The 12,116-nt window shown below is 65.1% G+C and carries 9 protein-coding genes; 4 read left to right on the forward strand and 5 right to left on the reverse strand.

All coding sequences use genetic code 11. From position 1 onward, the window contains the following. Window positions 1-16: 16 nt before the first annotated feature. Window positions 17-862 (reverse strand): phytoene/squalene synthase family protein, encoded by an 846-nt coding sequence (locus tag KBA48_RS11475; RefSeq protein WP_292906338.1) that lies wholly within the window; start codon window positions 860-862, stop codon window positions 17-19. A 206-nt stretch (window positions 863-1,068) separates the two neighbouring features. Between KBA48_RS11475 and KBA48_RS11480 the strand changes: the two genes are divergently transcribed. The 3 genes from KBA48_RS11480 to hpnE all read left to right on the forward strand — a co-directional run bounded on the left by KBA48_RS11480 (window position 1,069) and on the right by hpnE (window position 4,870). Further along, window positions 1,069-1,695, forward strand: coding sequence for a superoxide dismutase (locus KBA48_RS11480; RefSeq protein ID WP_292906340.1), 627 nt, complete (start codon window positions 1,069-1,071; stop codon window positions 1,693-1,695). Between the two features lie 167 nt (window positions 1,696-1,862). Next, entirely contained in the window at window positions 1,863-3,617 is a 1,755-nt protein-coding gene (locus KBA48_RS11485; protein ID WP_292906342.1) for a squalene/phytoene synthase family protein, read from the forward strand. Window positions 3,618-3,625: 8 nt separating this feature from the next. Beyond that, window positions 3,626-4,870 carry a hydroxysqualene dehydroxylase HpnE gene (gene hpnE / locus KBA48_RS11490; RefSeq protein ID WP_292906344.1) on the forward strand — a complete coding sequence of 415 codons (1,245 nt, stop codon included), beginning with the start codon at window positions 3,626-3,628 and terminating at the stop codon, window positions 4,868-4,870. A 4-nt stretch (window positions 4,871-4,874) separates the two neighbouring features. Here hpnE and KBA48_RS11495 read toward each other — a convergent pair whose 3' ends face one another. The 3 genes from KBA48_RS11495 to KBA48_RS11505 all read right to left on the reverse strand — a co-directional run bounded on the left by KBA48_RS11495 (window position 4,875) and on the right by KBA48_RS11505 (window position 10,188). Beyond that, window positions 4,875-6,170 (reverse strand): amidohydrolase family protein, encoded by a 1,296-nt coding sequence (locus KBA48_RS11495; RefSeq protein ID WP_292906346.1) that lies wholly within the window; start codon window positions 6,168-6,170, stop codon window positions 4,875-4,877. Window positions 6,171-6,344: 174 nt separating this feature from the next. Continuing rightward, window positions 6,345-8,423 carry a methyl-accepting chemotaxis protein gene (locus KBA48_RS11500; RefSeq protein WP_292906347.1) on the reverse strand — a complete coding sequence of 693 codons (2,079 nt, stop codon included), beginning with the start codon at window positions 8,421-8,423 and terminating at the stop codon, window positions 6,345-6,347. A gap of 355 nt (window positions 8,424-8,778) precedes the next feature. Beyond that, window positions 8,779-10,188: a class II 3-deoxy-7-phosphoheptulonate synthase gene (locus tag KBA48_RS11505; protein ID WP_292906348.1), complete on the reverse strand. Its 1,410-nt coding sequence runs from the start codon at window positions 10,186-10,188 to the stop codon at window positions 8,779-8,781. Between the two features lie 245 nt (window positions 10,189-10,433). On the opposite strand from KBA48_RS11505, the gene KBA48_RS11510 reads away from it, so the two are divergent. Next, window positions 10,434-11,783: an MFS transporter gene (locus tag KBA48_RS11510; RefSeq protein ID WP_292906350.1), complete on the forward strand. Its 1,350-nt coding sequence runs from the start codon at window positions 10,434-10,436 to the stop codon at window positions 11,781-11,783. Window positions 11,784-11,820: 37 nt separating this feature from the next. Here the strand turns inward: KBA48_RS11510 and KBA48_RS11515 are convergent, their stop codons facing one another. Further along, window positions 11,821-12,114, reverse strand: a complete 294-nt coding sequence (locus tag KBA48_RS11515) for a hypothetical protein (RefSeq protein WP_367273831.1) — start codon at window positions 12,112-12,114, stop codon at window positions 11,821-11,823. Between the last annotated feature and the right edge of the window lie 2 nt (window positions 12,115-12,116).

Below are 12,116 nucleotides of genomic sequence, written 5' to 3' on the forward strand. Positions count from 1 at the left end.
GGTTCAGCTTTGGGGGTCACCAGCGCCCGATGGTGGCCGCCCACCCCACCGCCAGCGGCCGCCCGATGGTGGGGCGCAGCAGGGTGGGTGACATCAGATTATAGCCCGACTTACCGATCCGCCCTAGATAATGGTCGGCCAGGGTGGCCGGCAGCAGGGCTGGCAGGGCCGCCTTCGGCACCTGTCTCCGCAGGGCACGGGCCTGTTTCAGCAAGGATCGCGCCGTGTCGGCGATCGCCTCGGCCACCTGGGCCAATCCCGGTTCGGGCTTGCACTCAAACAGGGCCGGCTCGGTCACCCGGAATTCCGTCATCAGGGTCAGCGGCAGGCGTGAACGGTGCCCGCGCGCCAGGAACGGCGTGGCACGCAGGATACCGGTCAGGGCCCAGGCTGTACCGATCAGACGCGCGGCTTCCATGCTGGCCGGATCGCGGGCGCCCAGAACCTGAGAGGCCAGCCGGACCAGCGGCGCACCCGTCACCTGGGCGTAATTGACCAGGCATTCCATGTCGGCCGGCGCCTCGTCATCCAGGTCGGCCTCACGCCCATCGATCAGCAGATCGAACTGCGCGCGGTCCAGGTCATGGCGGAGAATGGCTGTCGCCAGCGGTTCCACCACCTCATGCCGGCGGGGACGGCCTTCAAAGGCACCCTCGATGCTTTCCCGCCACCATTGCAGACGGATCTGCCCCAGGGTGGGTTCGGTCACCACCTCCCGCGTCTTGGCCACCTCGTGATTGAAGGCATAAAGCGCGAACAGGTCCTCGCGCACCGTTGCGGGCGCGAACAGGGCGGTAAGGAACCGGTCATTGTCATGTTTGCGAACCGCCTCGGCACAGGCGGACAGGGCGGGCGGCGCCATGGGTTTTTCCAATTCAGATCAATGCCGCCTTATAGGCGTTCCGCGACCCGGCGCAAAGCCCAAGCAACCCATATGGTTGATACGACAATTATTCAGGGGTGGATCGGGTTGACCCGGGCCCGGCGCGGTCGTATCTCTCAACCCCGTGTCCGGTCGTCCCCGCGTCAGGGGCGACATCCAACCCCGAGAGAACAGGAGCCATCATCATGGCCTTCACCCTGCCGGCATTGACCTACGACACCGCGGCGCTGGAGCCGCATATCGACGCGCTGACCATGGCCACCCACCATGGCAAGCACCACCAGACCTATATCACCAACCTGAACAATGCCCTGGCTGACCACAGCCAGTTGCACGACCTGTCGCTGGAAGACCTGCTGAAGCGTCTGGGCGAGCTGCCGGAAAGCATCCGCACTGCCGTTCGCAACAATGGCGGCGGTCATGCCAACCATTCCATGTTCTGGTCCATCATGGGCCCGAATGGCGGCGGCGACCCGACCGGCGATGTCGGTGCGGCCATCACTCGCGATTTCGGCAGCTTCGAGGACTTCAAGAAGAAGTTCAACGAAGCCGGTACGAAGCAGTTCGGCTCCGGCTGGGTGTTCGTGACCGCCGACACGGCCGGCAAGCTGGCCATCGTGGCCCAGCCGAACCAGGACACGCCGCTGTTCAATGGCACGCCGATCCTGTTCGGTAACGACGTGTGGGAACACGCCTATTACCTGAAGTACCAGAACCGCCGCGCCGACTACCTGGCCGCCTGGTGGAACACGGTCAACTGGGATGCCGTGAACGCCCGCCTCACCAAGATCAAGGGCGGTGCCGTCATCTGACGGTCAGCGCCTGCCGCGAATCCTTCACAGGTTCATGCAGACCCCGCCGGTCCCACCGGCGGGGTTTGTCATGTCCGGACACCCCTGCCGCATTATCGCCACTTCTATAAGGCACCCCTGTCGTGGCAAACTATCCTCCCGACCGACGACAGAGCCCTGCCCGACCCATGGCCGAATTCCGCCTGTCCACACAGAACCCCGCCCAGCCGGGAGATCCCGCGGCCCGCAAGGGCGCGGCGGCGGAGAATTTTCCGGTTGCGTCGCGGCTGATCCCGGCGCCTTACCGCCCGCATGTGATGGCCTTTTATGCCTTCGCGCGGCTGGCGGATGATATTGCCGACGACCCGCATGTCGAACCCGACATGAAGATCGCGCAGTTGGATGCGCTGGAGCGCGCCCTGGTCAGCGGCATCGGCAACCAGCCCTGGCTGGCCCCGGCCCTGACCCTGAAGGCGACACAGACCGCCACGGGTGTGTCGGGTATCCATGCACGGCAGTTGCTGCAGGCCTTCCGTCGCGACGCGATGGGAAGCCACTGCAAGACCTGGCAGGATCTGGTCCTTTATTGCCGCTATTCCGCCAATCCCGTGGGCCGCTTCCTGCTGGAACTGCATGGGGAGGGCATCAATGCCGCCCCCGCGTCCGACGCCCTGTGTACCGCCTTGCAGATTCTGAACCATATCCAGGATTGCCGGCACGACTGGGTGGAGTTGGGCCGTTGTTATCTCCCGACCGCCTGGTTCAAGGAAGCGGGCGGGTCCGTCGAACATCTGGTGGAGACGGAGGCGACACCGCCGGTGCGCACCGTCATCGACCGGACGCTGGACAATGTCGATTCGCTGTTGCGCCGGGCCAGCGCCCTGCCCCGCCTGATCGCCAACCCCGGCCTGCGCATGGAATCGGCGGTCATCATCGAAATGGCCGTGGCCCTGTCCAGGCAATTGCGCCGGCGCGACCCACTGGCCGGCAAGGTGCAGTTGTCAGCCTTCAGCCGCCTGGGGGCCGTCCTGCTGGGCGTGTTGCGCGGCATGTCGCGCCGGCCGCCGCGCCTGTCCCCGGAAAGTGTGCTGGCCAAGGCCGGCAGTTGCGGCACCTCCACCTTCTACTGGCCGCTGCGCCTGCTGGGCCAGCGCAAGCGCCGCGCCATGTTCGCCATCTATGGTTTCTGCCGCGCGGTGGATGACATCGCCGACGGCACGGAAAATACCGAGGTGAAGCGCGGTGCCCTGACCGACTGGCAGCGGCGGATCGATGCCATGTATGGCATGCCCAGCCCCGGCCGCCACCATGGCCGCCTGCGTGATCTGGCCTCTGCCGTCCGCCGCTACAGCCTGCCCCAGGCCGAATTCCAGGCCGTCATCGACGGCATGATGATGGATGTGGATGGGCCGATCCGTGCCCCGTCGCTGGGCATGCTGGCGCAATATTGCCGGCGCGTGGCCGGCGCCGTTGGCCTTTTGTCTGTCCGGGTCTTCGGCAAGGGCGATGCCAGCGCCGATGCCTTCGCCCTGGCTCTGGGCGAGGCGCTGCAACTGACCAACATCCTGCGGGATGTGGAAGAGGATGCGCGTGACGGCCGCTGCTATCTGCCGGAAGAGATGCTGGAGGATGCCGGCATCGACATCTATGCGGTCCAGTCGGACCCCGTCTCCGTGCTGACCGACCCCGCCCTGCCCCAGGTGTGCGAGGCGCTGGCGGCCCGGGCGGAGGCGGCGTTCGATCAAGCCAACGGCCTGTTGAAGCAACCGCACCGTAAGCTGTGGCCGGCCGCCGCCATGATGGTGCTGTACCACCGTATCCTGGTGCGCCTGCGCCAGCGCGGCTGGTCGCCCGATGCCCTGTCCCGCCGCCCCCGCCTGGGCAAGTGGGAGAAGATCAGCGTCGCGCTGTCCTGCGCCCTGGGCCGTTCGCCGCGCCTGTGACCGGGGCCGTGCATGTGGTCGGGGCGGGCCTGTCGGGCCTTGCCTGCGCCACTGCCCTGGCCGATAGCGGCCATGGCGTCACCCTGTACGAGGCCACGGACCATGCCGGTGGCCGCTGCAGGTCCTGGCATGACGGCCGGCTGGACCGGGTCATCGACAATGGCAACCATCTGATCCTGGGGGCCAACCGGGAATGCCTGTCCTATCTGGACAGGATCGGGGGGCGGGGCGGGCTGCGGACCATCGCCCCCGTGTGTCTCCCCTTTCTGGACCTGCGCAGCGGAGAGCAGTGGGCCTTGCGCCCCGGTCGCGGCCCCCTGCCCCTGTGGCTGGCCGATCCCGCACGCCGGGTGCCCGACAGCCGGCTGGTCGACTATGTCCAGGTCCTGAAACTGGCCTGTGCCGGCCCGGACCAGACAGTGGCCGACCTGCTGCCCGACACGGGCCCGTTGGCGGAACGGCTGTGGAAACCCCTGGCCATCTCCATCCTGAACACACCCTATCATGATGGCTCGGCCCGCCTTCTCTGGTCTGTCTTCCGGCGCACCCTGCTGCGCGGGGCGGAGGCGTGCCGGCCCTATATCGCGGGTCCCGGTGGTTTGTCGGCCGCCCTGGTCGATCCGGCGTTGGCCTTTCTGACGGCACGCGGTGGTGTGGTGCGATTCGGATGGCGGTTGAAGGCGCTGCATCGCGCAACGGATGATCAGGTGACCGCCCTTGATTTCGGGACCGACAGGATCGACCTGCAACCGGGCGATCGCGTTGTGCTGGCCCTGCCGGCAGAGGCAATGGCGGGCCTGCTGCCTCAACTGCCCGTGCCGGACCGGTTCCACAGCATCCTGAACGCCCATTACCGACTGGACAGAACAGTGCGCCTGCCGGGGTGCCTGCCGCTGCTGGGCCTGGTCGGCGGGGTGGCGGAATGGCTGTTCCTGCGGGGCGATACAGTGTCGGTAACGGTCAGCGCCGCCGATAGCTTGATCGACCGGCCCGCCGACGAGCTGCTGCGTCTGCTCTGGCGCGATGTGGCAGCAGCCCTGGGGCTTGATCCCGACCGCCCGGCCCCCGGTCGCATCATCAAGGAGAAACGGGCCGGCTTTGCCGCCACACCGGCACAGGACCGCCAGCGGCCCGGGCCGCGCCTGGCGGATAACCTCTATCTGGCTGGTGACTGGATTGACACCGGCCTGCCCGCCACCATCGAGGGGGCGGTGCAGTCGGGTCATCGGGCCGCGGCGCTGGTGCGGCGATGATAGGTCAGGGCTTGCCCTTCACCAACTCGCCCCCCTTCACAACCACATCCACCTTTTCCAGCAGGCTGACATCGTTCAGCGGATCCCCCTTCACGGCGATCAGGTCGCCATAGCGGCCCACGCTCAGCGCGCCGACATCGACGCTGGCGCCCAGCGCATCGGCCGCGTTCACCGTGGCGGCCTGGATGGCCTGGAGGGGCGTCATGCCGAATTGCACCATGCGGGAGAACTGCTTGCCGTTGTCGCCGTGGGGATAGACGCCGGCATCGGAACCGAACACCATCTTCACCCCGGCCTTTACGGCGCGGGTGAAGCTTTCGCGCTGTGTCTTGCCCACGACCCGTTCCTTGGCCAGGCTTTCGGGCAGGAAGCCGGCCGCCTCCCCCGCCGACAGGATATATTCGGTATTGTAGATATCCATGGCCAGGTACGTGCCGCGTTCCTTCGCCAGCCTGATGCCTTCATCATCGATGAAGCTGGCATGTTCCACGGTATCGACGCCGGCACGGATGGCGGCCTTGATGCCGGCGGTGCCATGGGCATGGGCGGCGACCTTCAGGCCCAGGCGCCGGGCCTCCGCCACGATGGCGTCCATCTCCCCCTGCGCAAGCTGCTGCGCGCCGACCTGCGTACCCTTGGACAGAACGCCGCCGGTGGCGCAGATCTTGATCAGGTCGGCGCCATATTTCTTCACCTCGCGCACCTTCTTGACCACGCCCCAGGGACCGTCGGCGGCCCCCTGGCTGTGCGCGTCATATTCGGGCGGCAGCAGGTTGTTGTCGCAATGCCCGCCGGTGGCACCGATGGAGGGGCCCGAGACGTAAAGCCGTGGTCCCTTCAACCGGTTGGCCGCCAGGGCACGGCGCAGTGCGACGTCGGAGAAACCCGCCGCGCCGAGGTTTCGCGCTGTCGTAAATCCAGCCAACAGGGTCTTTTCGGCATGGATGACCCCGTTGATGGTTTCATCCCCCGTCGATTCAGCCAAGCCTTCATAACCGTGCATGTCGTGCCGGCCTGTCAGATGCACATGCATGTCGATCAGGCCGGGCAGGATGGTCAGGCCCGTCAGGTCCAGCCGTTCCGCGCCATCAGGCACCGTGACCGCCCCTTGCGTCCCGATCGCGCTGATGCGGCCATCGGTGATGACAAGGGCCGGCTTGTCCACCAGCTTGCCGGAAACCACATCGACCATGCGGTCGGCCTGGACATAGATCGTGCCGGCCTGCACAGACATCGCTCCGCACAAGGCAGTGGCGGCCAGAAGCAGGACGGAAAGCGGACGGTGCAGAGAGATTGCCATGGGATCGCGGCCCCTTATTGTCGGTTGCCAAAGGCGTAACACAAGCGGCCACGAATTTTAATACCGAGAGCCATGGAGCATGGCTCTCGGTATGTGCGCGGGCCGCCAGTCGGCGACCTCCAAGGGTCATGGGCCGTGACCCTTGGGACAAGCAAGGGATAGGGCACGCGGCCGTCAGGCGCGGATGCCGCTGACGAACCGGTGGACCTCCTGCCGCAGCAGGGTGGCCTCCCGCGACAGGCTGTCGGAGGCGTTGCGGGCCTGCGCCGCCATCCGGCCGGTTTCGGCAGCGGCCTGGGTCACGCCTTCGATATTGGCTGTCACCTCACGCGTGCCGGTCGCCGCTTCCTGCACATTGCGGCTGATTTCACGGGTGGCGGCCCCCTGCTCCTCGGCCGCCGCAGCGATGGTGGTCACCGTCTCGCTGATGCTGACAATGGTGCGGCCGATGGATTGGATGGCGGTGACGGTGCTGCCGCTGACGGACTGGATGGCGGCGATCTGCCCCGCGATCTCCTCCGTCGCCTTGGCGGTCTGGTTGGCCAGGCTTTTGACCTCCGACGCAACGACGGCAAAGCCCTTGCCGGCCTCTCCCGCCCGGGCCGCCTCGATCGTGGCATTCAGGGCCAGAAGGTTGGTCTGGCCGGCGATGGACTGGATCAGATTGACGACATCGCCGATCTTCTGGGCGGCCTGGGCCAGACCGGCGACGGTATCGTTGGTCCGTTCCACCTCGCCCACGGCTTCCGTCGCCCGGCGGGAGCTATCGGCGATGCGCTGGTTGATCTCCTCGATCGAATAGGCCAGTTCCTCGGCCGCCGCCGCCACCGTCTGCACATTGGCGTTGGCGATATCGGCGGAATTCGACACGACCGTGGCCTGGGAATTGGTCTGGGTGGCGATGGCCGACAGGGCTTCCGCGTCGCTGCGGATACTGTTGGACTGTTCGGCCACGGCCGACACGACATGCCCGACAGAGCTTTCAAAGGCATCGGCCAGACGGTTCAATTCCTGGCGCCGGTTCTCGGCGGCGGCCAGTTCGTCGCGGCGGCGCTGTTCCTCCATCTCCGCCACGCGGCCGGCATTTTCCTTGAAAAGCTGCAGGGCATTGTTGATGGCGCCGATCTCATCCCCGCGATCGCGGTCGGTCACGACCACCGCATGATTGCCACTGGTCAGCGCCTGCACGGTGGTGATAATCCGGCGCAGGGGCGTGCCCACGATCTGGCGGGTGGAATACCACAGGGCCAGGATCAGAATGGCCGTCAGGACAAGGGCGCCGATCAGGATGGCGTTGCGCAACTGCACCTTGGGCGCGTGAATCTTGTCCATGGGCAGATTGATCAGGATCGACCAGGGGGTGTTCGTCGTACCAATCCGGATCGGCACGAACAGTTGCGTCACCTCGGTCTGCAGGCTGTTGGAGAAGGACAGGTGCGAATAGGGCCGGCCCTCCTTGATGGCGGGCAACGCATCCTTCAGCTTCTCATTGGTCTGCCCGATCGGCTTGCCCAGGTGATCGCGGTTGGAATAACCGACCCACAGGCCGCCATTCGAGATCAGGGAGATGGTACCCGTATCGAACGGCTTCACGGATTTCAACTCGTCCCAGATGCCGTCGGTGGCGATATCAACACCGGCCACGCCGATGAATTTGCCGTCCTCGATGATGGGAACCGCCAGCGACATGATCAGGGTGGACTTGCCGCCCACCATGTAGCTGTAGGGCTCGATGGCCACCTCGCGCAGCAGACGCTTGGGCAACTGGTAATAGTCGCCATCACCCTGCTTGTCGAAATCGACCAGCGGTTCCAGTGCCACCGCGCCGGACCCACGGTTCCAATAGGGAACAAAGCGGCCGGCGGCGTCGCTGCCCGGCATGTTGGCGGCGTTGGCGTCCTTGCCATCCAGGGCGTTGGGCTCCATGCCGACCCAGACAGCCAGGAGATCCGGGTTGTTATCCAACTGGGACTTCAGCCAGGCGTTCAACTGGGTGCGGTTGACGATGCCGGCCTGCTTCATGCTGAGCACGGAGGTGGCTACGAAACGGCTGAGATCCATAGCATCGTTCAGCCGGCGTTCGACAACGGCACCATGATATTGGCCCAGTTGCTTTCCCACTTCCAGTGACAGGGTATCGGTGCTTTCCCCGCTGCTTTCGGTGATGGCGACGATGCCGGCACCCAGGCCGACGACAAGGACGATGATGATCGCCAGGATCAACTTCGTCACCAAAGGCAGCTTCTTGAACATCACGGCTCCCGGTCATATGGAAGCGCGCATTTATTGTTTCTATGATTTAAAATTTAATTAAATGATTTTACTGACGATCTATTTGTAAAGATACGGTGAAACTATAGAATGATATCGATAACAAATCATGAATCCCCCTGATTTCAATGGTAAATTTACCATCATTGGAATGCCGTTCGACATCGCCGAACAGCCTGAGGCTTAATAGCGACGCCGAACGGGAAAGGTTCAAAACATGTTTTTGATCAATAAAATAAGACCCCGAAGCTTCCTGTATGGAAACTTCGGGGTCTTCATTTTGTCTGTGAACAATAGACCTATGATTGCGGCGCCTGCCGCAGCCGCAGGAATATGATCATTCAGCCGCCACGCGGGTACGCGGCAGCCCATCCCGCACGGCCTTCAGGCTTTCCGCGATCAGGAAGGCCAGTTCCAGCGACTGGCTGGCATTCAGGCGCGGGTCGCAGGCCGTGTGGTACCGCAGGGCCAGCGCATGGTCGGTGATGGCCTGGGCGCCGCCGGTGCATTCGGTCACGTCCTGGCCCGTCATCTCGAAATGCACGCCACCGGGGTGGGCGCCTTCGGACCGGATAACCTCCATGAAGCCCCGCACCTCGCCCAGGACACGGTCGAACGGCCGGGTCTTGAAGCCGGTGGAAGACTTGACGGTGTTGCCATGCATCGGGTCGCAGGACCAGACGACAGTGCGGCCTTCCCGCTGCACCTTGCGGACCAGAGGCGCCAGTTTGTCCGCCACCTTGTCGGATCCCATGCGCACGATCAGGGTCAGGCGCCCCGCCTCGTCCGCCGGGTTCAGGGCATCGATCAGGCGGATCAGGTCGTCCGGGTCCATGGAGGGGCCGCATTTCAGGCCGACCGGGTTCTTGACGCCGCGCAGGAATTCCACATGCGCACCGTCATGCTGACGCGTGCGGTCGCCGATCCACAGCATATGGGCCGACACGTCGTACCAGTCGCCCGTGGTGCTATCGATGCGGGTCAGCGCCTGTTCATAAGGCAGAAGCAGCGCCTCATGGCTGGTGAACAGTTCCGTCTCGCGGATCTGCGGCGTGGTGTCACCCGTGATGCCACAGGCGGCCATGAAGGACAGCGTTTCGTCCAGACGATTGGCCAGATCCTGGTAGCGTTCGCCCTGCGGGCTCTTCTCCACGAAGCCCAGGTTCCACTGATGCACCTTGTGCAGGTCGGCATAGCCGCCCTGGGCAAAAGCGCGCAGCAGGTTCAAGGTGGCGGCTGACTGGTTGTAGGCCTGGACCATGCGGTCGGGATCGGGGATACGGGCATCGGCCGTGAAGTCGAAGCCGTTGATGATGTCGCCGCGGTAGGAGGGGAGTTCCACACCCTCGATCACTTCGGTATCGGCCGACCGCGGCTTGGCGAACTGCCCCGCCAGACGACCCACCTTCACCACCGGCGTGGCAGCACCGAAGGTCAGCACGACCGCCATCTGCAAAAGCACGCGGAACGTGTCGCGGATATTGTTGGGGTGGAATTCAGCAAAGCTTTCGGCGCAATCGCCGCCCTGCAGCAGGAATGCCTCCCCGCGCGCCACCTTGCCCAGATGACCCTTCAGCCGTCGCGCCTCGCCCGCAAAAACCAGCGGCGGATAGGCCGCCAGCTTGGCTTCGACGGCCTTCAACCGGTTTTCGTCGGGATAGGACGGGACCTGCCGGATCGGCTTGGCGCGCCAGCTGTCAGGCGTCCAGCGCCCAGCGGTCCCCACCTTCTGCGTATCCGTCGACATGATCCTGCTCTTCCTTCTACAGCCATCGCCGCACCGGCCTCTTCCCCGGCGGCGGGATGTGCATATGGGTTACCCAGCATCGGATTTCACCGGTGGGTCGAACTTTGTAAGCGGAGAGCGTGGGTATTTTCCAGTCCAAACGACCTGCATTCTGCGCAATGTTCGTGCGCAAATAGGCCGCGCAGGCGGGCAAGCCCTTGCCTATACTCAGGTCTTCTTCGTTTTGTTCAGAACAGGATCCGCCCATGACGGCCGATGCAGCGACCCCGGAGCAGAAAAAGCCCATCGGCTGGCGGCAGGTGCTGCGCTCGCTGCGCCAGCGCAAGGTGCTGGTCATGCTGTTGCTGGGCTTCTCCTCGGGGCTGCCCTTTCTGCTGACGGGCAATACGCTGGGCTTCTGGCTGCGCGAAGGCGGGGCCGACCTGGCCACCATCGGCTTTCTGTCCTGGGTGGGTATCGTCTATTCGCTGAAAATGTTCTGGGCCCCGCTGATCGACCGGCTGGATGCACCGTTCCTGCGGCGCATGGGCCGGCGGCGGGGCTGGATGCTGTTGTCGCAAGTCCTGATCGGCGGTGGGCTGATCGGCATGGCGGCCGTGGGGCCGGACGGCGCCAACCTCTGGAAACTGGGCGCCTTCGCCCTGCTTGCGGCTTTCGCCTCGGCCACCCAGGATATCGTGGTCGATGCCTGGCGTATCGAAAGCGCCAATGATGGCGCCGAACAGGGATTGCTCTCCGCCGCCTATCAGACTGGGTATCGCGCCGCCATGCTGGCCACCGACAGCCTGATCCTGCTGCTGGCAGCCGGTATCGGCTGGCAGGCATCCTATGGCGTAGCGGGGGCCGTCATGGCGGTAGGCATTGCCGCCACCCTGCTGGGCAGCGAACCAGCGCGCTATGCGCCGGCGGGCGGCGTGGCGACGGCGCCGCTCTGGCGCATCGATGGGTTGGTTGATGCCATCATCGGCCCCTTCCTGGCCTTTCTGCGCACCTATGGCACCCTGTCGATCCTGATCCTTCTGGTGGTGGCCACCTTCCGGCTGGGCGACTTCATGATCGGGCCCATGATCAATCCATTCTATGTGGATCTGGGCCTCACGAAAGAAGTGGTGGGCACGGTCCGCGCCTCCGTCGGACTCTGGGCCTCCATCGCGGGCATCGCGCTGGGCGGGCTGGCCTCGGTGAAGCTGGGCTTCCGGCGGACGCTGATCCTGGGCGCCGTCCTGGGCCCCTTCTCCAACCTCGCCTTTTCGGTCATGGCGCTCAGCGGGCCGGATATCGGGGTATTCACGGCCGCCATCATTGTCGACAACATCTCCACCGGTTTTGCCGGCGTTGCACTGACCGCCTACATGTCCAGCCTGACCAGCCTGGGCTACACCGCGACCCAATATGCCTTGCTCTCCTCCTTCTATGCGTTCCTGGGCAAGGTGCTGAAAGGCTTCTCCGGTCAGATGGTCCAGGCGCTGGAGCCGGTGGCGGGTCAGATGGGAGCCTATGCCCTGTTCTTTGCCGGAACCGCCGCCATCGGCATCCCGGTCCTGGCCCTATGCCTGTTCCTGGACCGCGCGGCCCGGCAACAACGGGCGGCCTGACCCGTGACCAACCACGGAAAGGCCGCACCGCGCCGCCTTAGAGGACAGGGCTAAAAGCCGCAAGGGCAGGTACACATCGGCGGGCTGGTCCCACCGCCCCCAGGGTTGGTGCCACCACCGCCAGGGTTGGTTCCACCGCCACCGGGATTGGTTCCACCGCCGCCAGGGTTGGTCCCGCCACCGCCGGGATTGGTGCCACCGCCACCGGGGTTGGTGCCACCACCGCCGGGATTGGTGCCACCGCCACCAGGGTTGGTTCCGCCGCCACCGGGATTGGTGCCGCCGCCACCAGGGTTGGTTCCACCACCGCCGGGATTGGTGCCACCGCCACCA

The organism is Niveispirillum sp. (assembly GCF_017996735.1).
Lineage (GTDB): Bacteria > Pseudomonadota > Alphaproteobacteria > Azospirillales > Azospirillaceae > Niveispirillum.